Below are 23,820 nucleotides of genomic sequence, written 5' to 3' on the forward strand. Positions count from 1 at the left end.
CCGGGGCCTTCGTCGTCGCTCGTGGGCCGGGGCCGTCTCGATCCGGCTGAAGATGCCGGCGCGCGGCTGTCCACGACTTATCGTTGCGCCCCGTGCCCGGACCCCAGCCGCCTGCTAGCGACCTCACCGGACGGCTCGCGTGGGCCGACACCGCCAAGGCGGTGTCCATCCTCCTGGTCGTCCTGCACCACACGGTCGGCAAGCACCTCGTCTACGTCGTGCCGGCTGACTTCGCTGTGGTCCACACCGCGTGGATCGAGCTCTCCTACGCGCTCAAGCCCGTCCGGATGCCGTTGTTCTTCGTGGTGTCCGGCCTGTTCGTAGGCTCCGCACTGACCCGACCCTGGCGCGAGGTCGCCCGCAAGCGGGTCTGGAACGTCTACTACCTCTACGCGCTCTGGCTCACCCTGCACACGGCCGCCTTCCTGGTCCTCGACGAGCTGGCGATGAACCGGACGCGCAACTTCTCAGAGCTCCTTGCCAACCTCGTCGTCGCCTCGACCGGGCTGTGGTACCTCTACGCGTTGGTCGCCTACTTCCTCGTTGCGCGGCTGCTGTCGCGGGTCGACCCGCGGATGGTCGTGGTCATCGGCGCCGCAGTGGCTCTGGCGACACCGGCGCTGGGGATCGAGGAGGTGAACCGCGTGGCGCTGCTGCAGCACTTCTTCTACTTCGCCTTCGCTGCCCACTTCCCGTCCGTGGTCACCACGATGGCGAGGCTGCGTCCCGGACCTGTCCTGCTGATGGTGGGAGCGTTGGCGGTGCTCGCGGTGCTTCCCGTGGTCCTGGGTGATCAGGCACAACCGAGCCGGTTCGTTGTGAGCCTGCTCGCCGTGCCACTGGCGGTGCGGGCCTGTGCGCTGCTGGCCCAGTGGCGCCCGGGTGCGGCGATGGGTTCGGCTCTCGGACGACGCACCATGCCGATCTACGTGCTTCACATGCCGGTGCTGGCGCTCGCCCACATGCTGCTCCTCGACGAGCTCCGGTTCATCGGGACGAGCATCGCGTCGATAGCCGGGATGGTCCTCTACCCGCTGGCCGCCACCGGCCTCATCGTGCTGGCCTGCCTGGGGCTGCACCGCCTGGTGGGCCTGGCAGGGTTCCACTGGTTGTTCGCCCTGCCGTTCGACCACGAACGGGCCACCGTCGTCGAAGCCTTGCCGCCGGCGAGCTCGGACCGGTCGCCGTCCACGATGGCGTCGTCCACGTCCTAGGCGACCTCACCGTCGACGGCAGTCCCCGCGATCCTCCCCGTGCCGTTCGAGCTCAGCCGGTACTCAATGGTCCGGTAGACGGCTCGGGCGTTGAACAACGCCATGGCACCTGTGCCGAGCAATCCCAGAATGATCAGAACAGCCGCTACAGCGTTGATGAGGCTCCAGGGCAGTGGCACTCCATCATCGACCATCTGGGCGCAGACGAACACCCCGATCCCCATTCCAACGGTGCAGGCGACGGCGTAGGACACACCGAAGAGAGCAGCACCCAGCGACTTGAGTGCATGCGGTGATGCTCCCAGATTCAGGAGGAGCCGGTGCTGTTCGCGCTGTTGCAGTGAGCGGTCGACCATGGCGACGAGGCTGGCCAAGGCCAGGGCTCCCAGACTGATTGCGGCGACGCCCAAGATCCAGCCGTTGAGGGTCTGTGCTGGTCGGGACAGGCGGAACACTGCACTGTCCACGTGCGGGGCAGGAAGCGCGGACATGCTGACTGCCCGCACCCGCTCATCCAGTTGCGGCAGAGACTGCGCACCCAGGACCGCCACGGAATCGAACGTGGGCAGCCCTGCGCGGACTATCCGGATGCCCGTGATCGGCTCGTGCACTGACTTCGCCAAGGTCTCCACCAACCTCGCCCTGCCTTGCACGGTCAGTGTGCTTGCCCCACTGCAGGTCTCGGGGCCAAGGGCGGTGGCGAGTTCAGCGCACGTTGTGCCCATCGCGAGCCGCACCGGCACGCTGTGGTCATGGGCAGCGGGTGGACTCTGGTCGACGGCGGGTCGGTCGTCATGAGCATGTTTCTGCTTGTCCGCAGCTGAGTGGTGCTGGCCCTGCTCGTTCGATGGTTCGACAGGGGTCTTGTCGTATAAGGAGGAGGTCGCAGAGATCCGGGCAAGCGGCACGACCACGTCTGAAGGGAGGCCGGCGCGCAGGCTCTCGATGTCCTCGGCTCGAGGGTCGTGCCAGCTCACGATTGCAGCGCTGGGGCCTCGGCCAAGGGAGTGGTTGGTCGGTTCGGGGATGTCCCCGACTGAATAGATGCCTGCGACGCCCCACGCCAACACCACCAGTGCGGCCATGCCATAGAACGGACGCGCAAGCCGTACGGGTTGCCACGCCATACTGCGGCCAGTGAGGGAGATCGCGGGGCTTCGCGATCCCCCAGCACCCCCCCGCACCGTCGGAAGATGGCCCGAGCACGAAGGGCGCTCCACCCAGGGCGAGGAGCATGCCCAGCAACAAGACGTCGCCGGACACCGTGGCGGGCACGAGGTCGGCCGCGATGAACGCCAGTAGAGCCAGCCCCAGGGGGATGAAGCCGAGATTGCCCCGCGTGCCGGCCGCCTCGAATCCGACCTTGCCCCGGTCCTTGAGTCCACGACCAGCCGTGGCGGCCGCAAGCGTCGAAGTCGCCAGGACCGCGCCGGTGAGGATGGTGCTCACGGCCGTCAGCGAGAGGGCCAGGTCACCGCCGACAACCCGCAGGCCCACAACTGGAATGGCTGTCAGTCGTTGGCCGATGACATACCAACAGGCCACCGCGAGCACGAAGGAGGGGACGGTGAGGATCAACGCCTCGGCCACGCAGAGGCGCGCGCGGGTGTACGCCGTTGCCCCGAGCGCGTCGAGAAGCGCGAGGCGGCGGTCCCGGGCCTTGCTCGCAGCTGTCAGTCCCATCAGAAGAAGCAGCACGCTGGGGATCGCCGTCCCCGCTATGACCCCGGCGGCCAGCTGAGGCAGTGGAAGCGCGTCTGCGGGAAAGATGGGGACGCCTCCCTCGCCGCCGAAGGCTCCAGCCCGGGCCAAGGGTCCTTCGCCGATGACTCGCCCGTCAGCAAGTCGGACCGCGGTCTCCTCTCCTCCGATGAGGCGACCGGCGGGCGGTCGTCGATACGCAATCAGTTCGCGACCGCTGCGGATGCCTTCGTCGGTCAGGACAGACCGCTGCGGGAACATCCGAGCCACCGATTCGTGCTCCGTGGCGAGCCGCGCGAGCTCTGGCGACACCACTGACTCGCCCGGCTCAGGGAACCGCGTCATGCCCGCTGGGAGGTTCGGTCTCCCCAGCGCCGAGGCCGGCTCCACCCACGCCACGAAGATGCGGTGGCCTCGCCAGATCTCAAGTTCTTGTTTGATGAAGACGTCGCTCGACCTGGGCGTTGTCGCCAGTTCGAACGACCTGTCGAGGTGTCGTTGGTCTTGCTGCTGGTGCATTGCCACCAGCGAGACACCCCCGCAGACGATCAGCAACGACACGAACGCCACCACTGGCACAACGACGAGACGCCAGCGATGCTCGCGCTCAGAGCTACGCGCCAGACCGAGTGCGATACGAAGCAGAGGCATCACGGGGCGGCCTCAGCACCTGGCACCCGGTGGAGGGCGCCCGCGGTGAGCCGAAAGCAGTGGTCCGCGCCTGCTGCGACGTCGAGATCGTGCGTCGTCAGCAGCACAGCAGCGCCTTCATCGGCCGCAGTGTTCATGAGGAGATCCACCACCAGCTTGGTGTTCTCCTCGTCCAACATGCCGGTGGGTTCGTCAGCAAGGATCAGAACGGGCCGGTGGACCAGCGCACGAGCCAGGGCGACCCGTTGGATCTCCCCTCCAGAGAGAGACGCGGGATGCTCGTGGGCGTGAGAGGCCATTCCCATGCGGTCCAGCCAGTGCAGGCCCTGCTTCTCCGCTTCGGCCCGACCCCAGCCCAACAGCCGAGCGTGCAGGGCAACGTTCTCCACGGCGGAAAGCTCCGGGAGAAGTTCACCGAACTGGAACACCAGTCCCAGCTTGGACAGCCGGAAACGCGCGCGCTGCTTCGCGTTGAGATTCGTGACCTCAGTCTGTTCGATGATGATCCGGCCCGCGTCAACTGGGTGCAGCCCTGCGATCGCGTTCAGCAGGGAGGTCTTTCCACTTCCTGACGGCCCGACGATCGCGGCCGTCTCACCCGCGCGCAGGCACAGGTTGCCGTCGTCCAGGAGAGGACGCCCGGGCACCGTCACATGCAGGCGTTCGACTTCTAGGATCACTTGCGCTTCCCCCGTCGGGCGGCCGGGGATGTCCCCGGCCGCCCCTAGTGCGTCGCTGTCAGTGGTTGCTCCAGTCGCCCTTCGAGTCGGGCTCGTACCACGCCGGGCGCTCTTCGACCGTGCGGTGGCGCTTGACGCTTCCCATGTAAGCAGTGTTGGAGCAGCTGCCTCCAGAGCCGTCCTGGTCGTCGACTCGGTAGGTGCCCCCGCTCCAGCTCTCCGCGTCAGCGTGCACCCCGTAGCCGTCGGCCTCCCTGTCACACACCTGAACGCGTGTCCCGCCGTCGACGCCATACGACACGTCGTCGCCGTGCAACGCGTTGCCTGCCCACGCCGCTCCGGCGGTGAGAATTACGGTCGCTGCTGATCCGGCACCGACCTTGATGAGATTGCGCGTCGTGCGCTCCCTTCGTCCACAGTGAGGCCCCCCGTTGGAGCGACACTGGCGTGAAGTGTGGGGGTCTCTACGGGTCGTGTCAAGGTTTCCCTGACAGTCCGCCGACCGGCGAGTCCGGCGCCCCCAGTCTCGGCAAGCAAACCTGGTGACGACGGTGGCATTGAGCCCGACACGCCGTAAGGAAATCCCTGACGTTCGTCAGGATCACCTTGACACTAAGGCCGCCAACCTTCGAAGGAGATCTCTCATGCTGCGTGTCCGCCTCACCATCGACCGAATGATCCAGCGAGCACAGGGCCGATCCACTGCGCCCGGCTACATCTGGATATAGCAGCAGGTGATCGCGTCAGAGGGCAGACGCGACTGGTCCGGCCCACCAGGCCCCCAGGGTGATCTGCTCACCGGTTCGCTACAGGCGTACGAGTCGGACCGGACTGGGTTTCTGCTGGGTCTGCGCGACCAGTACGGACCGCTGGTCGCTTTCGACTCACGGACGACGGTCGTGAATGACCCGCTGCTCGCCTCGAGGGTCCTTGACACCCACGACACCTATGTCATCGCGGGAACGTTCCTCAACGGCAGGCGAGATCTCGCCGCTGCCGCGACGATCGACCCTGCGAGACGCCTGCTGAATCCCGGGCTCCGGTCATGCGCGGTGCAGCCGTTGGCTGACTTGGTTCGTCTCAGCGTCAGCGAGGCGTTCGCAGTCGGCGTTCCCTCGGCACGGATTGTCGACCCGCTTCCCATTCTCGAACGCGCCACGTCGCTCGCCGTCGCTCGCTTCTACTTCGCCGACAGTGCATCGACGATCGATGGCCTCGTGGCTCCTCTGCTCGACGCGCTGGGTGGAGTGTTCGGCAATCCGATGTCCTTGCCGAAGTGGGTCCCCACACGGGCCAACTTGCGTGTCCGCCGCGCCTACGCGGCGCTGCGCAGTGGCGTGATCCCTCTCGTTCGGTCTCTTGTGGTGAACCCCGGTTCCGCGCCGTGCTTCGCGGCACAGGTGGCCGAAACGGCCCTGCGCCAGGGACACAGCCCCTCGCGCGTCGCAGACCTGCTGATCGGTTCATTGCTGGCTGCCCAGCGAGTCCCGGCCGCCGGCGCTGCTTGGGCGCTGTGGCGGTTGGCAGAGAACCCGGAATTGGTCGAGGAGGCTCGCGGCTCACGCGAAGTGCTGGGGAGCGTCGCGTTGGAAGCGATGAGGTTGCATCCCCCGACCTGGGTCCTCCATCGCACGGCGTCTCGGGCGGTGAGGCTCGGGGGTCATCTGTTCGGCCGTGGGCACAACTTCTTGGTGAGCCCGTATGTGATCCACCGCGACCCGGAACTCTTCCGCGCGGCAGCCATCTTCGATCACCGTCGCTGGGTTGATCCGGGGCACCGATCGAGCGCCTTCTGCTCTTCGGGCGCGGACTCCACCGTTGCCCCGGTCGTGACGCCGGGCTGCTCACTGTGACCGCTCTTCTGGGAAGAGTGCTCGAGCTGTACGACATCCAGCGAACGCCCGCCCCGGTCGCCGAGGATGCGCGGACGACTCTGATTCCCGCGGGCCTGAGGATCAGGTTCTCCGAGCGAGACGAACGGGACACCTATGCGATCTCCGACCGGTCGTTGCGGCCATCGACACGTTGAGCGAAACGTTCCCAGGCCGCCTGTCTCGAGGTCCCGAAAGCCTTGCCGATCTCTGCCCACGACAACTTGCGTGAGCGAGCCAGCTCCACCCATTCGACGAGGAACTCGTTCACCTGCCTCGCGGTGTTCTCGATCCGGGGCAACTGTCCCAGGATGTCAGCGTCGGACATGGCTTCCCAGGGCGGGCGAGCCGCCTCGACAGCTTCGGCGGGGGTCTCGAACACGCGGTGATAATCCGCTACACATCCCTCGCACATCATGGCGCCCAGACCGCCGGCGAATCGAAGACCTTGACGGCCCTGGACGCCACAGAAGGAACACATCTTGCGCTCGACGTTGTTGTCCACGTCCCGACCTTTCGCTCGCCGTCTCGCCCGCCCCGATGCCAAGCCATGGCCTTCCAGTCTGCCCAAAGGGTCAAGCCCACCCGGACAGTCAGACCTGCGGCACGCGGCAGTTGCGGCAACGCCGCCCCACAACGGGACAACCCCCGCCCAGGAGACCTGGACGGGGGTTGTGTGAATCCCCTGGGCGATCTTGGGAGACCGCCCGGTGGTGGTGCGCGAGGGGGGATTTGAACCCCCACGCCCTTTCGGACACTGCGACCTGAACGCAGCGCGTCTGCCGTTCCGCCACTCGCGCATGAAGCGGGGACAGGCTATCCCACCGGTGGCGAGGCCTCACAATCCGCCCGTGGGCTGCGGGGGTGCCCGGTGGCGGCTCGCGTGATGAGTACGATCGGCGGGACCATCCGCCCGGTCAGCCGTTGTGTGCACGGACGAGAGGAGGCAGGAGGAGACGTGAACAGTCTGCAACGCTTCGAGCACAAGCTCGAGGAGATGATCTCCAGCGCCTTCGCACGCGCGTTCCGCAGCGCCGTACAACCGGTCGAGATCGCGGCCGCGCTGCAGCGCGAGTGCGACAACAACGCCCAGATCCTCAGCCGCGACCGACGCCTGGTGCCCAACACCTTCCATGTCGAGCTCGCCGCGAGCGACCTGGAGCGACTCCAGGGCTATGACGACGCCATGGGCCGCGACCTCATCGACCAGCTCAAGGACCACGCCGACGCGCAGGGCTATGTCTTCACCGGCCCCGTGACCGTCGACTTCGAGGCGGCCGAGGACCTGACGACCGGTCGCTTCCGCATCCGCAGCAAGGCAGAGGCCCAGGTCACCGGCTCAGGCGCCGCCGCGGGCGACGACCGGCACTCACGCAGCGCCTCGAGGGCGGTGCTCGAGGTCAACGGCTCTCGCCATGTCCTGCGAGCACCCGGCCTGGTGGTCGGCCGGGGGACCGAAGCGGACCTGCGGATCAACGATCCGGGTGTGAGCCGTCAGCACGTCGAGTTCGTCGTCACCGGCGACGACGTCGAGGTGGTCGACCTCGGCTCCACCAACGGCATGCTGGTCAACGGCACCAAGGTCCCCAGGGCCACCCTCCGCGACGGCTCGCAGGTGAAGATCGGACGGACCATCATGACCGTGCACCTGGGGGACTCCGAGACGCCCGACGACGGCAGGAGCTGATGTGTCCGAGCTGACGCTGTTCCTCATCCGCTTCGCCTACCTCGCGATCCTGTGGATCTTCGTCCTCTCGGCGATCTCGGTGATCCGCTCCGACATGTTCGGCGCCCGGGTGCCGGAGACTGCGCGCGGTGCCGCCCAGCCCCGCGGCAAGACCAAGGCCCCCAAGCCACCCGCCAAGCGGCGAGGGTCGCCCACGCACCTGCTCGTGGTGGAGGGAGACAACGCAGGCGCCCGCGCCGAGGTGGCCGATGCGCCCCTGCTGATCGGCCGCGGCAGCGACGCCGCCATCAAGCTCGACGACGACTACGTCTCCACCCGGCATGCCCGAGTGGGGTTCAGCGACGGCCAGTGGTTCGTCGAGGACCTCGGCTCCACCAACGGCACCTACGTCGGCGCCGCACGGATCAACCAGCCCACCACCATCGGCCTGGGTGTGCCCGTCCGGATCGGCAAGACCATCCTCGAGCTGCGGAAGTAGCGGGCGAATGACCACTGCCGGGCCGTTCTTCCTCCAGTTCTCCGCGCTCTCCGACGTCGGCCGGATCCGCAAGGACAACCAGGACTCCGGCTATGCCGGACCCTGGCTGCTCACCGTCTGCGACGGGGTCGGCGGTGCGGTCCGCGGCGACCTCGCCTCGGCGACCGCCGTCCAAGCCCTGCGCAAGCTCGACGGCCCGCCCAGCGACGACCTGCTCGGCCAGGTCGCCGGCGCCATCCACCGCGCCAACGACCGCATCGCCGAGCTGATCGACGACGACCCGGCGCTCAACGGCACCAGCACCACCGCCACCGTCCTGCTCTTCGACGGCGCCAAGATCGCGGTCGGACACCTCGGCGACACCCGTGCCTATCTCCTGCGCGACGGCGAGCTGCGCCAGCTCACCCACGACCACACGTTCGTCCAGAGCCTGATCGACGAGGGCCGGATCACCGAGGAGCAGTCGCGGACCCACCCCCACCGCAACCTGATCCTCAAGGCCGTCGACGGCATCCGCCACGAGGAGCCCGACCTCTTCGAGCTGGCCGTGCAGCCCGGCGACCGGCTCTTCGTCTGCAGCGACGGCGCCTGTGGCGTGCTGAGCGACGACAAGATGGCCGACATCCTGCGCTCCGGCACCACCGACTTCGCCGCGGTCGAGCTCGTCCGGGCGAGCCTCGAGGCCGGCAGCACCGACAACGTCACCTGCGTCGTGGCCGAGGTCGTCGAGTCCGCACCCGACGAGGCGTCCGACCCGCTGCTGGTCGGCGCGGCGGCAGACCTCCCCCGTAAGTCGTCGTCGGGCTCGACCCGCAGCCGCGGCTTCCGCGGGCACCGGTCCGGTGACACCGGCGAGATCGACCCCGTGCCGGCCCTGCCCCCCGACCTGCCGAGCGACGTGCACGCGATCCCGTCCGACCCGGTCGACCCGGAGGCCGCCCGCTACGCCCCTCGCGCACCAGCGCGACACCCGTGGCTGAAGCGGCTGCTCGCGGCCACCGTCGTGCTCGGACTCCTCTGGATCGCTGGGGCCCTCGCGTGGTCGTGGAGCCAGCGCCAGTTCTTCGTCGCCGCCGAGGACAACAAGGTGACGATCTTCCGTGGGCTCAACGCACAGATCCCCGGGATCGACCTGTCGTCGCCCTATGAGATCAGCGACGTCGACCTCGACAACCTCAGCGACATCGACGCCGAGGCGGTCTCCGACGGCATCGAGGCCAGCGACCTCGAAGAGGCCCGCGAGACCGTCGCCAACTACGCCGCCCTCCAGGAGCCTCCCGCCGGCGAGGAATCAGGCGGATGAGCCAGACCGGGGCCCTGATGGGGTTCGTCCACCGGCGCCGGCGCGGAGCGGAGCTCTTCCTGCTCCTGCTCGCGCTGCTCGTGGGCGTCGGCGCCTACGCCGCGGTGGGCCTGGGCGTCGAAGGGACGATCCCGGCCAACGTCATCGGGTACGGCGGTTGGCTGACCGCCCTCGTGGTGGCGGCCCACGTCGCCGTACGCCTCGTGGCGCCCTATGCCGACCCGGTGCTCCTCCCCCTCGTCGCCGCGCTCAACGGCCTCGGGCTGGCCGTCATCCACCGGATCGACCTGGCCGAGCAGGAATCGACCTTCGCCCGGCAGCAGCTCACCTGGATGACGCTCGGGGTGGTGCTCTTCGTCGCGACCCTCTTCGCGCTGCGCGACCACCGCTCGCTCCAGCGCTTCACCTACACCTCGGGGCTGGCCGGCATCGTGCTGCTGATCCTCCCCTTCCTGCCCCTGATCGGCACCACCATCAACGGTGCCAGCATCTGGATCCGGCTCGGTCCGTTCAGCTTCCAGCCCGGCGAGGTCGCCAAGGTGCTGCTGGTGATCGCCTTCTCCGGTTATCTCGTCCAGCACCGTGACGCCCTGGCGCTGGCCGGTCGCCGGATCCTCTTCGTCGACCTGCCCCGCGGCCGCGACCTCGGCCCGATCCTGGCGATGTTCACGATCTCGATGATGATCCTCGTCCTGCAGAACGACCTCGGGTCGTCGCTGCTGTTCTTCGGCCTGTTCCTCGTCATGCTCTATGTCGCCACCGAGCGGCCCGGCTGGCTGCTCGTCGGTGGCTTGCTCTTCGTGGCGGGTGCGCTGGCGGCCTACACCTTCGTCGGCAACGTCAAGAACCGCTTCAACTTCTGGTTGAACCCGATGGACTACTACGACGCCTCACCCGGCAGCGGGCAGCTCGTGGAGGCGATGTTCGGGATGGGTTGGGGCGGCCTGATCGGGCGCGGCTTCGGCGAGGGCATGCCCGAGCGCGTCCCCTATGCCGAGTCCGACTTCATCGTCGCCGCCATCGGCGAGGAGCTCGGCCTGACGGCCGTGATGGCGGTGATCCTCTGCTACGGCCTGATCGTCGAGCGGGCGCTGCGGATCGCCCTGATCTCGCGTGACGGCTTCGGCAAGCTGCTCGCCGTGGGGCTGGGCAGCGTCGTGGCGCTGCAGGTCTTCGTGGTCATCGGCGGCGTCACCGGCCTGATCCCGCTGACGGGCCTCACCACCCCGTTCCTGTCCTACGGCGGCTCGTCCCTGGTCGCCAACTGGGTGATCGTCGCCCTGCTGATGCGCATCTCCGACCATGCGCGCCGGCCGGTCCCGCGGATGACGCCGGTGGACCCGGAGCCCGACAGCGAGACGACCCAGGTGGTGAAGCTGAGGTGAACAAGCCGATCCGCACCATCTCGATCTTCTGCCTGCTGCTGTTCGTGGCGCTGCTGCTCAACGCGACCTACCTGATGTACTTCCGCGCCGACGAGCTCGCCGCCGACGCCAAGAACCGCCGGATCATCACCGCCGCGTTCGCCCGCGAGCGCGGCGCGATCCTCGTCGGCAAGGAGCCCGTCGCCCGCAGCGTGCCCTCCGACGACCAGTACGAGTTCCAGCGCACCTACCCGCAGCCGCTCAAGTACGCCCCCATCACCGGCTACTTCTCCTACTACTCCCAGACCGGCATCGAGCGGTCGCAGAACGACGTGCTCTCGGGCGACGACTCGCGACTGTTCGTCAACCGGCTGGTCGACATGCTCAGCAACACCGAGCCCGAGGGCGGCAACGTCGAGCTGACCATCAACCCGGCCGCCCAGACCGCCGCCTTCGACGGCCTGCAGGCACTGCCCGGCGCCAAGGGCGCGGTCGTGGCCCTCGAGCCCGGCACCGGCAAGGTCCTCGCCATGGCGTCGACCCCGACGTTCGACCCCAACGCGCTCGCCTCGCACGACCTCGGTGACGTCGCCGCCGAGGCCGAGCGCCTGGCCGACGACCCGAACACGCCCCTGATCAACCGGGCGATCAGCACCACCCTGCCGCCGGGCTCCACCTTCAAGCTGGTCACTGCCGCGGCTGCGATCGAGTCCGGCGACTACGACAAGGACTCGTTGGTCCCCGGTGGCCCGACCTTCCAGCTCCCGCTGTCGAGCACCGAGGTCGGCAACTGGCAGGGCGGCAGCTGCGGTGCCAGCAAGATCACCCTGACCCAGGCGCTCGCGGTCTCCTGCAACGTCTCCTTCCTGTCCCTGGCCAACGACCTGGGCATCGAGGCGATGACCGAGCAGGCGGAGGCGTTCGGCTTCAACTCCACCTCGCTGGAGGACCTCCCGGGCCAGGCCCGCTCGCTCTACCCGCCCGACATGGACCAGGCGCAGACCGCACTCTCGGGGATCGGGCAGTCCAGCGTCACCGCGACGCCGCTGCAGATGGCGATGGTCGCCGCGGGCATCGCCAACGACGGCGAGGTCATGCAGCCCTACCTCGTCGACCGGGTCCGCGCGCCCAACGCCTCCCTGCTCGACCAGACCGAGCCGTCGACATACTCCGAGGCCGTCTCCAGCAGCACCGCCGACGAGCTGACCGAGATGATGGTCACCACCGTCGACTCCGGCACCGCAGGCGCGGCCGCCATCGAGGGCGTGCGGGTGGCCGGCAAGACGGGCACCGCCCAGTCGACCGACGACCGTCCGCCCTACGCCTGGTTCGTGTCGTTCGCCCCCGCCGACGACCCCCAGGTCGCCGTCGCCGTGATGGTCGAGGCCAGCGAGACCGCGCGCGACGAGATCGCCGGTGGTGCCCTCGGCGGGCCGATCGCCAAGGCGGTCATGGAGGCGGTGATCGCCCCGTGACGATCCCCCCGACGAACGCTTCGCCGACGACGCCCACCGTTATGCCCTGTCGTCGCGCATCGCCACCGGAGGCATGGGCGAGGTATGGCGCGGACGCGACACCGTCCTGGCACGACCCGTCGCCGTGAAGCTGCTGAAGGCTGAATATGCCGACGACTCGCTCTTCCGCCGTCGTTTCGAGGTCGAGGCCAAGAACGCCGCCTCGCTCCACCACCCCGGCATCGCGGGGGTCTTCGACTTCGGTGAGGCATCCCCGACCGACGGAGGCGCGACGCCGCGGCCCTATCTCGTGATGGAGCTCGTCGAGGGTCAACCGCTCTCCGACCTCCTGCGTCCCGGGGCGCCGATGGATCCCGACATCGTCAGCGACCTGATGGCGCAGACGGCCGACGCGCTGGGCGCCGCCCACAAGGCGGGCCTCGTGCACCGCGACGTCAAGCCGGGCAACCTCATCGTCACCCCCGACCGCCGGGTCAAGGTCACCGACTTCGGGATCGCGCGCGCGGCCGAGGGCCTGGCGCTGACCGAGACCGGTCAGGTGATGGGCACGCCCGCCTACATCTCGCCCGAGCAGGCCGAGGGCAGCACAGCCACGGCCGCCTCCGATGTCTACAGCCTCGGCGTCGTCGCCTTCGAGTGCCTCGCAGGTCGTCGACCGTTCACCGCCGACACCCCGGTCGCGACCGCCGTCGCACACCTGCGCCAGCCGGTCCCCACGCTGCCCGACGCCGTGCCCGCGGACCTCGCCGCCGTCGTCACGAGGGCGCTGGCCAAGGACCCGGGCGAGCGCTACCCCGACGGGTCGGCCTTCGCCGCGGCGCTTCGCTCACCCTCGACCGCTGCTGCCGCCGGAGTCGGCGGTGCGGCAGGCGGGGTCGCGGCGGCCACCAGCCCGCCCCACTCACCGGCCACGACGCAGGTCCTGCCCGCCACGCCGGCGGGCGGTGCGACGGGTGTGGTCCCGCCCCCCGTGACCCAGCCTCAGACGCCCCCGCCACCTGCAGCCACGGCGGCCGATCGACGTACGCCCTCGGCCGCCTGGCTCCCGTGGGTCCTGCTCGCGGCGGTGCTGGTCGTCGGTGCGCTGATCATCTGGCAGCTCACCGCCGACGACGACGAGCCGACCGACGCCGGGTCGCCCGCGCCCACGACCCGGACGCAGACCGAGTCGCCCACCAAGACGACCCAGACGCCGAGCGAGACTGCCTCGGAGCCCTCGACCACGCCGACGACGACGTCAGAGCCTCCCGAGGAGACCGTCACGGTGGAGCCGGGCGCCTATGTCGGCCGCGACCACAAGGACGTCTCGAAGGAGCTCGAGGACCTCGGCCTCGAGGTCTCCGAGGAGGAGCTCGAGAACCCGGGCGACCAGCCTGAGGGCGCCGTGGCCTCGGTCGAGCCCAGCGGCAAGGTCCCGGTCGGGGAGACCGTCGTGGTGACCTACTACGGCAAGGTCCCGGGCGGCCAGGGCAACGGCAACGAGGGCAACGGCAACGAGGGGAACGACTGATGACCGGCCAGGAACCGACCGTGATCGGTGGCCGCTACGAGCTCGGCGAGCTGCTCGGTCGCGGCGGCATGGCCGAGGTCCGCAAGGCCCACGACTCGCGGCTGGGACGGACCGTGGCCGTCAAGCGGCTGCGCACCGACCTGGCCTCCGACGCCACCTTCCAGGCCAGGTTCCGGCGAGAGGCGCAGTCGTCGGCGTCGCTCAACCACCCCTCGATCGTGTCGGTCTATGACACCGGCGAGGAGATGTCGACCGACGGCACGGACGTGGCGCAGCCCTACATCGTGATGGAGTGCGTGCAGGGCAGCACCCTGCGCGACATCCTGCGCGAGGGCCGCAAGATCCTCCCCGAGCGGGCCCTCGAGATCGGCAGCGACGTGCTCGCCGCCCTCGACTACAGCCACCGCGCCGGCATCATCCACCGCGACATCAAGCCCGGGAACGTGATGCTCACCCCAGCCGGCGACGTCAAGGTGATGGACTTCGGCATCGCCCGCGCCGTCTCCGACGCCAGCTCGACGATGACCCAGACGGCCGCGGTCGTCGGTACGGCGCAGTACCTCTCCCCCGAGCAGGCTCGCGGCGAGACGGTCGACTCGCGCTCCGACGTCTACAGCGCGGGCTGCCTGCTCTACGAGCTGCTCACCGGCCGGCCGCCGTTCGTCGGCGACAGCCCGGTTGCGGTGGCCTATCAACACGTGCGGGAGAACCCGACTCCTCCCTCGGACCACGACGACCAGCTCGACCCCGAGATCGACGCCATCGTGCTGAAGTCGCTGGCCAAGCGGGTGGAGGACCGCTACCAGAGCGCCGCCGCCATGCGCGCCGACATCGAGCGCTATCTCGCGGGCCACCCGATCCAGGCAGTGCCACCACCTCCGGAGCCCACCGCCTACCAGCCGGCGGCCTCGGCAGCCACTGCTCTCATCCCGGCGGCGGCCTCGACGCATGCTGCCGCGCAGGGCCACGACCAGGACTCGGGCAACCGGACCGGGATGATGTTCCTGATCGGCTTCCTCGCGCTGCTCATCATCGCCGGCGGCGCCTACATCGTGTCCTCGCTCGACCTGTTCGAGGAGCCGGTCGAGAAGGAACAGGTCCCTGCCCTGGTGGGAATGACCAGCAAGCAGGCCTCCGCCGCGATCGTCGAGGCGGGCCTGACGGTCGGCGCGGTGACCCGCGAGACGTCCGAGACGACCCCGGCCAACCGGGTGATCGACCAGAGCCCCAACCAGAACCTCTTCGTCGAGCCCGGCAGCGCCGTCGACTTCGTGCTGTCCCTGGGCAAGCCCGAGGTGGACGTCCCCTTCGTGGAGGGCCAGCCCGTCGACACGGCCCGGATCGAGGTCGAGGGCGTCGGGCTCAAGGTCCGGGTGGAGCCCGAGAAGTCCGACGAGCCGAAGGACGAGGTCCTGCGGACCGATCCGCCCAGCGGACAGTCGGTGGCCGAGGGGAGCGTCGTGACGCTGTTCGTCTCGCTGGGTCCCGCGGAGGTGCCAGCGGTCGTCGACCTGAAGCAGGCGGCGGCGGAGAGGGCCATCATCGCGGCCGGCTTCGTGCCGGAGGTCCGTCCCGATCCCAGCAGCACCAGGCCCAAGGGCACCGTGGTCGACCAGATCCCGGCGGCCGGGGGCACGCAGGACCAGGGCAGCACCGTCACGATCTTCGTCTCGACCTTCGAGAAGCCGACGCAGACCCCCACCCCCACGCCGACGGAGCCCGTCCCGACAGAGCCGACCCCGACGCCGGAGCCGACCGAACCGGTGCCCACGCCCACCGCCGTACCCTCCACGACCGAGCCGGCCGCCCGCCGCCGCTGACGGCGACCTGGTGACCGTTCCCGCTCAGCCTTCCTCGACCGGCAGCGGCGTGGCGTAGGTCAGGTCGAGCAACCCCCGATAGGCCGGGGCGGTCGCGTGGTCGAGCACCTCGACCGAATAGCTCACGCCTCCCGCAGGGTTGGCCGCGGCTTCTCGATAGAGGTCGAGCAGGCTGTCGTTGAGCAACGAGAGCTGCATCGCGGCCGGGTCGCCGATGCCGACGATCTCGTATGGCGGGGAGTAGGACAGGCCCTGGAGGCTGACCGAGTTGCCGTCGCACTTGATGCCTGTGGTGGAGATGAGGCGCTGGCCCTGGATCGTGACGGCCTCCGCGCCGGCTCGCCACAGGGCGTTGGCGGCGGCCTGGATGTCTTGTTGGTGGACGATCACCTCGAGCGGGTCGCGGGTGGTGTCCGCCAGGACCTCGGGTGGCGCGTCGTCGAGGACCACCTTGACGGCCGGCCCGCTCCGCGGCGTCAGCCCGGCCGGGTCGGACAGCTTCTCCACCTGCCGCTGGGCCCGGTCGACACTGCGGTCGCCGACGGCGGCAGTGAGCGTCTCCACCTCGGCCTCGAGCCGAGCGGCCTCCGCGATCAGCCGGTCGGCCCGCTCACGCTCGGCGCGGACCACCGAGGCGAAGTCGGTGTAGCGGCCACCGCGCAGGTCGGTGCCGTCGCTGTGCTCGGCGCTGACGGCGAAGAGTCCCCCGCACAGGAGCACCATCACCGGCGTCCCGATGCGCCACACCAGGGCGCCACGACGGCGCTGGTGGGTCCCGACGCGGCCCGTCACGGGGCTTGGGTCGGGCTCGGCGGTCATGCCGACTACGCTAGCCCCCCGGTGGGCGACCCCGCCGAAGTGCTGACCTTCAGGAGAGTTGTTGTGGCCAAGCCCAGTGCGACAGTTGTCGAACCCGAGACCAAGCTCGTGTCGGTGCGGTTCATCCTGGCCCTGCTGCTGATCATCGGCGGGATCGCCTGGATGGCCTACTACTACCTCGGCGTCCGGCCCGACCCCGACGTCCTCCCGGCTCCCAAGGCCACCCCGAAGGCGATCGCCGACCTCGGGCTGTGGAACTACGCCATCGGGTTCGGTGCGCTGCTGGTCGGCCTGGCCATCACCGCCCACCCGAGCACGCCGCTCGGGCGCGGGCGCGGTGTCGTGGTCGGGATGCTGGCCTGCTTCCTGATCGGGCTGATCTGGATCTGCACCTTCTACGTCTTCTCCAACGACCTGACCCCCCTCCCGGTCTTCAACGACCTGGGCCAGTGGAACCTCGGCGTCGGCATCGCCTTCATGGCCGTGGGCTTCACCTTCGCCACTCGCTGGGAGTAAGGCTTCGGGAGTTACACGCCTGTAGTTCTCCACAGGTGATTCCACACCTGTGTATGAACTGGCGGGTGAATCACGCCCGATGTCATTCGCTGCGTCAGTCTCCTCAGACCCCTCAGGCCAGGGCGGCGGTGCGCAGCACGATCAGGACGACGAGCAGGGCGAGCAGCGAGCCCAGGCCGAGCAGCTGGACGGCCGTGCGCCGCGCGCGGGGCGCGTAGACGAGGACGGCGGCGATCGCCATACCGCCCAGGAGGCCCCCGAGGTGGGCCTGCCAGGAGATGAACTGCGAGCCGAGCACGGTGATGACCACGTTGATGCCCAGCCAGGTCAGGATCTGGCGCACGTCCCCACCGACCTTGTGGGCGATGATCAACAACGCGCCCATCAGGCCGAACGTGGCGCCCGAGGCGCCGAGCGTCGCGCCGTTCTCGGCGGCCAGCCAATAGACGACCGTCGAGCCGGCCAGGGCCGAGAGGAGATAGAGCGCCAGGAATCGGGCGCGTCCGATCGCCATCTCCAGCTGGGGGCCGAGGACCCAGAGGGCCACCATGTTGAAACCGATGTGCCACAGGTCGACGTGGGTGAAGGCGCTGGTCAGCAGCTGCCAGAAGGCGCCGTCCGATACGCCCGGCAGCCAGGTGCCCCCGGCGCCGACCTCACAGGTCTGGGCGTCCGTGACGTTGGGGAAGTAGGACCCCCCGCCTGCGTTGCAGATGCCGACCGGCACCAGTGCGAGGCGCCGGATCAGGTCACTGCCGTGCCAGCCGGTCGCCAGGATCGCCAGCCAGACGGCGGCGTTGGTGGCGATCAGCGCCATCGACGTGAGCGCCGGGTTGGCCGAGCGGGCGCCGCCATAGGCGGTGCGTCCTGATCGCGTCTGCTTGGCCCCCTCGCTCACGCAGCTGGGGCACTGGAAGCCGACGGCCGCGTCGCGCATGCAGTCGGGGCAGATCGGTCGCTCACACCGCTGGCAGCGGATCCCGGTCTCGCGGCCGGCGTGCCGATAGCAGGTCGGCACGCCGGCCGCGGTGGGCTCAGTCATGGGGTATGGCGGTCGTCAGCGCTCGATGGTGACGGACTCGATGACGACCGACTCGGCCGGACGGTCGCCCGGACCGGTGCGGGTGGCGCCGATCTTGTCCACGACCTCGCGGGAGGACTGGTCGGCGACCTCGCCGAAGATGGTGTGCTTGCGGTTGAGCCACGGCGTCGCGCCGAGGGTGATGAAGAACTGCGAGCCGTTGGTGCCGGGGCCGGCGTTGGCCATCGCGAGGAGATAGGGCTTGTCGAAGACGAGCTCGGGGTGGATCTCGTCCTTGAAGTTGTAGCCCGGGCCGCCGGTGCCGGTGCCCTGGGGGCAACCGCCCTGGATCATGAAGCCCTCGATCACGCGGTGGAAGATCAGGCCGTCGTAGAACGCGCCCTTGCGGTCGCCGGCGGTGTAGTCCTTGGTCCCCTCGGCGAGCCCGACGAAGTTGTCGACCGTCTCGGGAGCGTGGTTGGGGAACAGGTTGAGCACGATGTCACCCTGGTTGGTCTTCAGGGTGGCCTTGATGTCCGCCATGGGATGCCTCTCGAAGTCGGTTTGTGGATCGTCTCGATCCTGCCATGCGGGCCAACACTCACAGGGGGGTGGTAGCCGCTTGGGGCTCATGGTGAGATGGGTTCACAACCATCTAGGAGGCCACATGCGCATCGGCAGGAAGAAGTCGATGATCGACCGGGCCCACGATTATGTGGAGTCCGTCTCAGACACCGTCATCCCACAGCTCGAGGCGGCTCTCGAGTCTGCCCGCGAGAAGGCCGGACCGGCCATCACCGACGCCCGCGCGAAGGCCGGGCCCGCGCTCGCCGACGCACGCTCGAAGGCCGCGCCGGTGCTTGCCGAGGGTCGCGCCCTGGCCGCGCAGAAGGCCGCTGCCGGCGCCGCGCTCGCGGCCGGGACCGCTGCCACGTCTCGTGACTTCGCCGCGTCCAAGGTCGCGGAGCTGCGCCACGAGCCGGAGCCCAAGGGCTCCAAGCTGAAGAAGTTCCTGCTGCTCAGCGGCCTGCTTGCCGTCGGGGGTGCCGTCTTCGCCAAGATGAAGGCCAAGTCCGCCGAGAGCGACAACTGGCAGTCGTCATACGTCCCGAAGCCGCCGCCGGCCCCCACGTCGGACTCTGCCGCCCCTACGGCGCAGGCTCCCGTGACCCCGGCTGCTCCCACCTCGGGATCCGCCTCCGGCCAGCAGGGTGACCCGCTGACCGACCCGATCTCCTCGCTCGACCCGGAGACCCCCACAGCCAACGAGACCGCCGACGACGTCGCCGGCGGTGCTCCCGGCGAGGCCCTCAGCGATCACGCCGAGACCCCTCACCAGGTCACCACGCCCGACTCGCCGGCGACCATCACCGACGTCGACGACGTGCCCAAGAGCTAGACCCGCTCGCGTTCACGAGCCCCGGACCTCGGTGGTCCGGGGCTCGTGGCATTTCCGGGTGGGTGGACCCTCCTGCTTGTCGGAGTCCTCGGCTTGCGAAGCCATCACCTCGTCCGGGCGCGGCCGCGCGGCAGCTCCACCGGCCGGTGCTCCTCGACCCAGCGGTCGATCTCCTCCCACCACCCGAAGAGCCACTCGATGCGCGCGTCGCGCTCGACCGGGATCTCCGAGCGGGGCACCTCCCACCAGCGCATGACCAGCTCCTTGTCCATCGGCAGCTCGCGCCAGACGTCGCCGACCGTGAGCATGTGGTCCAGGCCGGTGTGCGCGACGAGCACGACGTCGGCGTCCGGTGCGGCGTCGAGCGCGGCCAGGAACCCGCCCGGTCGGGGCGCCAGCACGTGGGTCATCTGCTCGGCCCGCTCGGCCATCTTCACCAGACCGAGCTTGTGGAGGCGGGCGATCGCACGATCGCGGCGGGCCGCGGTGAAGTTGCCGCCCTCGGGGAAGATGACGAAGGCGTCGTTGGGGTCGAGGTTGCTGGCCAGTCGGGCGATCTTGCTCTCGAAGTCCTCGCCCTGCGCTGGGTCGGTGGAGATGAAGGCGGCGGGGATCCGGTTGAGCAACACGTCGATCGCGGGGTCCCACGCCAGGCTGTCCTTCAGGACCACCCGTGGCTCGCGGCCGTACCAGTGCAGCAGCGCATACATCAGCGTGAACGAGTCGCCCGGCCCGGCGTGGCGGCAGCACACCAGGATCGGCCGCGTCGGATGCGGGACGGGGGCGGGACCGACCGTGCGGATCCGCAGCGCCAGCACCCGCTTGGCCTCGCGGAAGACCACCACGAGGACCCACTGCACCAGCTCGTAGTGGATGCCGGCGAAGTATGGCGAGCGCAACCGCCACCCCAGTCCCGACGCCAGCCAGAGCCCGAGCAGCACCAGCAGGAGCAGCGACTCCGCGGTGAGGTAGAGGATCACCACCCACAGCAGCCGCAGTGCGCGCCACCGCCCGGGCAGCACCGGGGAGAGTGCGGCCGCCACGATCACCCACACCGGCAGGGTGACCAGGAGGAGAGCCGTCAGCAGCACGACGGCCGGGGCGATCACCAGCCGCCGCAGCGCCCACAGCAGCACGGGGCTCATCAGCGCGCCAGGTGCTCGTCGAGATAGACCCGCGAGGCGTCGTACGTCGAGTCGATCCGTCGCTGCACGGAGGAGAAGTCCCGGAAGGCGAGCATGCTGTCGTCCCTCGACGACGTCCCGGCGGCCGGCAGCACGTGGACGTCCACGCCGTCGGGGACCTCGTCGAGCTCGCGCATGAACCGGTGGCGCCGCGCGATCTCGAAGCTGACCCGCGCGACCTCCCAGGGCCGGCGCGGGACGGCGAGCGGCCGGTCGACGCGGCCGACCTGGAGGACGAAGACCCGGGTGGCGCCCTGGGCCACCGCACGGCCCACAGGGATCGAGTTGACGATGCCGCCGTCGAGGAAGTGCTCCTCGCCGAACTCGGTGGTGGCCCGCGCCGGCGGCAGCAGCCCGGGCACCGCGGCGCTGGCCACGATCGCGGGCACCACCGGCCCGCTGGTGAACCAGTGCTCGGCCGCCCGTTCGATGCTGGCCGCGCACACCCCGAACTCGACCGGCAGCTCCTCGAACGTCAGGTCGCCGAACTCGTCGACGAGCCGCTCCCGCAGCGGCTTGGCGGAATAGAGGTTGGTGCCGCCGGTGGCGACCACTCGGCGTACGGTCCGCAGGGGTCGCTCGCGGAACAGGTCGCGCTCGGCCGCTCGGGTCCGGGTCGGCCGGATCTTCGTCCTCTTCACCCGGGCCGGCTGGGCCGTCTTCGCCCACAGGTCGGTGAGGCGGTCGATGACGTCGAGCGAGGGCTCACGGGCGACCATCGCGCCGTTGAGGGCCCCCACGCTGGTGCCGAGGACGAGGTCGGGCGTGATGTCGCGCTCGAACAGCGCCCGCAGCATCCCGACCTCCACGGCGCCGAGCACGCCACCGCCGCCGAGCACGAACGCAGTCGTCATCGGTTCAGCCCTTCCCGGTCACGTCACCGCAAGGTCGGAGTGGTCGGCCCGGACCCGCTGCGTGGCCCTGCGCTCGGCCCAGAAGGAGAGGACCGGCACGGTGCCCAGGACGAGGGTCACCGCGAGGAACGGCAGGTCCCACCCGGCGCGGCGACCGAGCATGAAGGCAGTGACCAGGAAGATCATGTAGAGCCAGCCGTGCGCGACTCCGAGATATTCGGTGATGCCGTCGCCGAGCTGCTGGACGCTCGAGCCCGGCGTGACCAGCTCCGGGGTGCCCGGGAAGATCCCCCACATGCTGCTGCCGTCGAAGTTGGCCAGGGGCACGCCGATGAGGCACAAGACGATGAGCAGCACACCGACGATGGTGGCCATGACGCGATAGCGGAGCAGGGCAGCCTTCACGACGGTGAGTCTGTCACGCTCTCCACGGCGAGCTCGTCGCGGACGAGGCGCCACCAGATGAAGGCGGCGAAGAGCCCGAAGACCCACCACTCCAGCGCATAGAGCAGGTTGCGGAGCGCAGTGAACCGCCCGGCCTGGGGCTGCTGGTCGATGCCCGCCGCAGTGAGGTCGCCGATCGGGTCCTGTGCGATGACGTATGCCGAGTAGAGGTCGACGTCGACCCGCTGGACGGCGTCGGCGCTGCGCAGCTGGGGCACGACGTCGTCGCTCGGGTCCTCGTCGGCGGCGCCGGTCCCGTCGGGCGGTTGGAGCCAGCCGGTCACCTCCGCCGGGCCGTCGGGCACCTGGGTCACGCGCGGCTGGTCGCTCCACCCCAGCACGACGGGGATGGCCGGGTCACCGGCGTCGCCGACGCTGAGCGGCACCACGGCCCAGTAGCCCTCGTCGGGTCCCAGGGTCCGGCCGGAGACGAAGAACGCGCCGTCGGGGAGCCAAGTGCCCTCCACCGTCACCGGTCGCCCGACGTCGTTGCCCGGGAACGGGTCGTCGGAATCCATCACGTCGCTCAGTGCAACGGGCTCGAGCTGGGTGAGGTCGCGCGCCTCCGCGGCGCGCCGGTCCTGCCAGGCCTGGAGCTGCCAATACCCGAGCCAGCCGGCGATCGAGACCAGTACGAGGGCGAGCAGGGTGAAGCCGAGGAGTCTCCGCTTCACAGGCCGGTCGGCTCTTCCATCGGCGTCACCTCGTTGCACACCGCGAACGGCAGCAGGTCGGTCAGCGCCACGCTCGCCGCGGCCACCGACTCCCGCACGGTGTAGCCGATCCGCCCGGTGGACGGGTCGGCGACCGGGTCGACGAGGGCGTCGCCGAACCCGAGCGGGCCGACCTCGGGGAAGGCCTTGGCCAGGTCGGCGCGCTCGAACAGGTCGAGCCGGCCGGGGCCGAGCCGGGCCGTGGCCAGGCCGTCGTCGAAGCTCAGGGCAAACCGTGCCAGCGGGTCCAGGTCGGTCGGGTCCTGACCGGCGAGGACGGCGTCCTGGTCCTGGACGCCTGCATCGGGCCCGAGCGCCGAGCCCAGTGGCACGCAGCCGGCGCGGTAGTAGGTCGACTCGGCGGGAGCCTCGGCCGTCAGCTCGAAGATCCCCTCGTGGTCGGCCCAGGACTCCTCGTCCTCCGCCACGGCCCCGACCGAGACGAGGTTTCGTCCAGCGTCGACCTCGGCACCGGCCAGGCCGGCGACCCGGTCCTCGATCGCTCTTCGGACGGGGGCCAGGTCGAGGTCGGGCCGGAAGCCCAGGATCCAGCCGGCACCCTCGGGCGTGGTGAAGCGCGCCTCCCAGTCGACGTCGTCCTGGGTGAATCCGTAGTCGAGCGCCAGCCGGGAGTTGTCCGCACGCAGCATCCCCTCGGTGAGCAGCACCGTCTCGCGGCGCGCCCGCTCCCAGTAGTCGGAGCGGTCGCTCATCGGGTCCTGACTGGTCAGGTCAGGCATCCCGAGCGCAGCGCGCGAGGCGTCGAAGTCGGTGATCGTGATCGTCTCGGCATCGGCCGGGACGAGCGTCAGGGCGGTGCGACCCGGGGAGACGTCGGCGTCAGCGGCGTACGGCGGGATCGTCTCGGACACGACCGGCGGGAGCGCCTGCGGGGTGAACCCGGCCTCGGCGGCGCAGGAGGTCAGCGCGACCGCGCCCAGCAGCAGTCCGAGCCGGGCGACAGACGAGCGGAGGGTCGGGCGCGGCACGCGAAGAGTGTGCCATCCGGTCGGCTGCAACCCCGATTTGCCGGGCCCGTTCCCGCTGCCCACCCGCTCCGCAACATCGCGCCCTGGCGGTGGCGAATGTTCTCGCGGGTCTCCTTGCCCTCTCCTC

At 69.7% G+C, this 23,820-nt stretch carries 23 protein-coding genes and 1 tRNA gene; 11 read left to right on the forward strand and 13 right to left on the reverse strand.

Annotation, left to right across the window (positions count from 1 at the left end; translation table 11 throughout):
• Positions 1-92 precede the first annotated feature (92 nt).
• Entirely contained in the window at positions 93-1,214 is a 1,122-nt protein-coding gene (locus tag G7071_RS05030) for an acyltransferase family protein (RefSeq protein WP_166315683.1), read from the forward strand.
• On the opposite strand, the gene G7071_RS05035 is transcribed toward G7071_RS05030, so the two are convergent.
• From G7071_RS05035 to G7071_RS05045, 3 genes are all read right to left on the reverse strand, one after another.
• Entirely contained in the window at positions 1,211-2,299 is a 1,089-nt protein-coding gene (locus G7071_RS05035; protein WP_166315686.1) for a hypothetical protein, read from the reverse strand. The genes G7071_RS05030 and G7071_RS05035 overlap by 4 nt on opposite strands.
• A 1,266-nt stretch (positions 2,300-3,565) precedes the next feature.
• Entirely contained in the window at positions 3,566-4,246 is a 681-nt protein-coding gene (locus G7071_RS05040) for an ABC transporter ATP-binding protein (protein WP_166315689.1), read from the reverse strand.
• Between the two features lie 58 nt (positions 4,247-4,304).
• Positions 4,305-4,562, reverse strand: a complete 258-nt coding sequence (locus tag G7071_RS05045; RefSeq protein ID WP_166315692.1) for a hypothetical protein — start codon at positions 4,560-4,562, stop codon at positions 4,305-4,307.
• 583 nt (positions 4,563-5,145) lie between these two features.
• Between G7071_RS05045 and G7071_RS05050 the strand changes: the two genes are divergently transcribed.
• The gene (locus G7071_RS05050) at positions 5,146-6,099 is read left to right on the forward strand and encodes a cytochrome P450 (protein WP_166315695.1); all 954 of its coding nucleotides are present in this window, start codon (positions 5,146-5,148) and stop codon (positions 6,097-6,099) included.
• 133 nt (positions 6,100-6,232) lie between these two features.
• Here G7071_RS05050 and G7071_RS05055 read toward each other — a convergent pair whose 3' ends face one another.
• Positions 6,233-6,622 carry a hypothetical protein gene (locus G7071_RS05055; protein ID WP_166315698.1) on the reverse strand — a complete coding sequence of 130 codons (390 nt, stop codon included), beginning with the start codon at positions 6,620-6,622 and terminating at the stop codon, positions 6,233-6,235.
• Between the two features lie 209 nt (positions 6,623-6,831).
• Positions 6,832-6,917, reverse strand: a tRNA-Leu gene (locus tag G7071_RS05060).
• Positions 6,918-7,075: 158 nt separating this feature from the next.
• Here G7071_RS05060 and G7071_RS05065 point away from each other — a divergent pair.
• From G7071_RS05065 to pknB, 7 genes are all read left to right on the forward strand, one after another.
• Positions 7,076-7,804 carry an FHA domain-containing protein gene (locus G7071_RS05065; protein WP_166315701.1) on the forward strand — a complete coding sequence of 243 codons (729 nt, stop codon included), beginning with the start codon at positions 7,076-7,078 and terminating at the stop codon, positions 7,802-7,804.
• Position 7,805: 1 nt separating this feature from the next.
• A complete protein-coding gene (locus G7071_RS05070) occupies positions 7,806-8,282 on the forward strand; it encodes an FHA domain-containing protein FhaB/FipA (RefSeq protein WP_166315704.1) in 477 nt (158 codons plus the stop codon).
• 7 nt (positions 8,283-8,289) lie between these two features.
• On the forward strand, positions 8,290-9,585 hold the full coding sequence (locus G7071_RS05075) for a PP2C family protein-serine/threonine phosphatase (protein ID WP_166315707.1): 1,296 nt from the start codon (positions 8,290-8,292) through the stop codon (positions 9,583-9,585).
• Entirely contained in the window at positions 9,582-10,970 is a 1,389-nt protein-coding gene (locus G7071_RS05080; RefSeq protein ID WP_166315710.1) for an FtsW/RodA/SpoVE family cell cycle protein, read from the forward strand. Before G7071_RS05075 ends, G7071_RS05080 begins: the two co-directional genes overlap by 4 nt.
• On the forward strand, positions 10,967-12,424 hold the full coding sequence (locus G7071_RS05085; protein ID WP_166315713.1) for a peptidoglycan D,D-transpeptidase FtsI family protein: 1,458 nt from the start codon (positions 10,967-10,969) through the stop codon (positions 12,422-12,424). Before G7071_RS05080 ends, G7071_RS05085 begins: the two co-directional genes overlap by 4 nt.
• Before the next feature lie 73 nt (positions 12,425-12,497).
• Positions 12,498-13,934 carry a serine/threonine protein kinase gene (locus tag G7071_RS05090; RefSeq protein ID WP_166315716.1) on the forward strand — a complete coding sequence of 479 codons (1,437 nt, stop codon included), beginning with the start codon at positions 12,498-12,500 and terminating at the stop codon, positions 13,932-13,934.
• A complete protein-coding gene (pknB, locus tag G7071_RS05095; protein WP_166315719.1) occupies positions 13,934-15,754 on the forward strand; it encodes a Stk1 family PASTA domain-containing Ser/Thr kinase in 1,821 nt (606 codons plus the stop codon). The genes G7071_RS05090 and pknB overlap by 1 nt, the downstream gene beginning before the upstream one ends.
• A gap of 24 nt (positions 15,755-15,778) precedes the next feature.
• Here pknB and G7071_RS05100 read toward each other — a convergent pair whose 3' ends face one another.
• The gene (locus G7071_RS05100; RefSeq protein WP_246210464.1) at positions 15,779-16,573 is read right to left on the reverse strand and encodes a DUF881 domain-containing protein; all 795 of its coding nucleotides are present in this window, start codon (positions 16,571-16,573) and stop codon (positions 15,779-15,781) included.
• Between the two features lie 63 nt (positions 16,574-16,636).
• Between G7071_RS05100 and G7071_RS05105 the strand changes: the two genes are divergently transcribed.
• A complete protein-coding gene (locus G7071_RS05105) occupies positions 16,637-17,089 on the forward strand; it encodes a cell division protein CrgA (RefSeq protein WP_246210465.1) in 453 nt (150 codons plus the stop codon).
• A gap of 112 nt (positions 17,090-17,201) precedes the next feature.
• Here G7071_RS05105 and G7071_RS05110 read toward each other — a convergent pair whose 3' ends face one another.
• Entirely contained in the window at positions 17,202-18,131 is a 930-nt protein-coding gene (locus tag G7071_RS05110; RefSeq protein ID WP_166315722.1) for a rhomboid family intramembrane serine protease, read from the reverse strand.
• A gap of 15 nt (positions 18,132-18,146) precedes the next feature.
• A complete protein-coding gene (locus G7071_RS05115) occupies positions 18,147-18,653 on the reverse strand; it encodes a peptidylprolyl isomerase (RefSeq protein ID WP_206062909.1) in 507 nt (168 codons plus the stop codon).
• Positions 18,654-18,777: 124 nt separating this feature from the next.
• Here G7071_RS05115 and G7071_RS05120 point away from each other — a divergent pair, with 124 nt between their 5' ends.
• Entirely contained in the window at positions 18,778-19,509 is a 732-nt protein-coding gene (locus G7071_RS05120) for a hypothetical protein (RefSeq protein WP_166315725.1), read from the forward strand.
• Between the two features lie 104 nt (positions 19,510-19,613).
• Here the strand turns inward: G7071_RS05120 and G7071_RS05125 are convergent, their stop codons facing one another.
• The 5 genes from G7071_RS05125 to G7071_RS05145 are packed head-to-tail and all read right to left on the reverse strand — an operon-like array spanning position 19,614 to position 23,693.
• Positions 19,614-20,654, reverse strand: coding sequence for a 1-acyl-sn-glycerol-3-phosphate acyltransferase (locus tag G7071_RS05125; protein ID WP_166315728.1), 1,041 nt, complete (start codon positions 20,652-20,654; stop codon positions 19,614-19,616).
• Complete coding sequence (locus G7071_RS05130) at positions 20,654-21,547, reverse strand: patatin-like phospholipase family protein (RefSeq protein ID WP_166315731.1); 894 nt, start codon at positions 21,545-21,547, stop codon at positions 20,654-20,656. Before G7071_RS05130 ends, G7071_RS05125 begins: the two co-directional genes overlap by 1 nt.
• An 18-nt stretch (positions 21,548-21,565) precedes the next feature.
• Positions 21,566-21,952, reverse strand: coding sequence for a DUF3817 domain-containing protein (locus tag G7071_RS05135; protein ID WP_246210466.1), 387 nt, complete (start codon positions 21,950-21,952; stop codon positions 21,566-21,568).
• Entirely contained in the window at positions 21,949-22,665 is a 717-nt protein-coding gene (locus tag G7071_RS05140) for an SURF1 family protein (RefSeq protein WP_166315734.1), read from the reverse strand. The genes G7071_RS05135 and G7071_RS05140 overlap by 4 nt, the downstream gene beginning before the upstream one ends.
• Positions 22,662-23,693: a hypothetical protein gene (locus G7071_RS05145; RefSeq protein ID WP_166315737.1), complete on the reverse strand. Its 1,032-nt coding sequence runs from the start codon at positions 23,691-23,693 to the stop codon at positions 22,662-22,664. Before G7071_RS05145 ends, G7071_RS05140 begins: the two co-directional genes overlap by 4 nt.
• Positions 23,694-23,820 lie beyond the last annotated feature (127 nt).

This window comes from Nocardioides piscis (genome assembly GCF_011300215.1).
GTDB classification, from domain to species: Bacteria; Actinomycetota; Actinomycetes; order Propionibacteriales; family Nocardioidaceae; genus Nocardioides; species Nocardioides piscis.

What these genes read in the sequence shown, in the direction of transcription:
- G7071_RS05035 (WP_166315686.1), bottom strand. Translation starts at nt 2,299, where the DNA reads ATGGCCGCACTGGTGGTGTTGGCGTGGGGCGTCGCAGGCATCTATTCA.
- G7071_RS05075 (WP_166315707.1), top strand. Translation starts at nt 8,290, where the DNA reads ATGACCACTGCCGGGCCGTTCTTCCTCCAGTTCTCCGCGCTCTCCGAC.
- G7071_RS05080 (WP_166315710.1), top strand. Translation starts at nt 9,582, where the DNA reads ATGAGCCAGACCGGGGCCCTGATGGGGTTCGTCCACCGGCGCCGGCGC.
- G7071_RS05090 (WP_166315716.1), top strand. Translation starts at nt 12,498, where the DNA reads ATGGGCGAGGTATGGCGCGGACGCGACACCGTCCTGGCACGACCCGTC.
- pknB (WP_166315719.1), top strand. Translation starts at nt 13,934, where the DNA reads ATGACCGGCCAGGAACCGACCGTGATCGGTGGCCGCTACGAGCTCGGC.
- G7071_RS05100 (WP_246210464.1), bottom strand. Translation starts at nt 16,573, where the DNA reads ATGACCGCCGAGCCCGACCCAAGCCCCGTGACGGGCCGCGTCGGGACC.
- G7071_RS05110 (WP_166315722.1), bottom strand. Translation starts at nt 18,131, where the DNA reads ATGACTGAGCCCACCGCGGCCGGCGTGCCGACCTGCTATCGGCACGCC.
- G7071_RS05115 (WP_206062909.1), bottom strand. Translation starts at nt 18,653, where the DNA reads ATGGCGGACATCAAGGCCACCCTGAAGACCAACCAGGGTGACATCGTG.
- G7071_RS05120 (WP_166315725.1), top strand. Translation starts at nt 18,778, where the DNA reads ATGCGCATCGGCAGGAAGAAGTCGATGATCGACCGGGCCCACGATTAT.
- G7071_RS05125 (WP_166315728.1), bottom strand. Translation starts at nt 20,654, where the DNA reads ATGAGCCCCGTGCTGCTGTGGGCGCTGCGGCGGCTGGTGATCGCCCCG.
- G7071_RS05130 (WP_166315731.1), bottom strand. Translation starts at nt 21,547, where the DNA reads ATGACGACTGCGTTCGTGCTCGGCGGCGGTGGCGTGCTCGGCGCCGTG.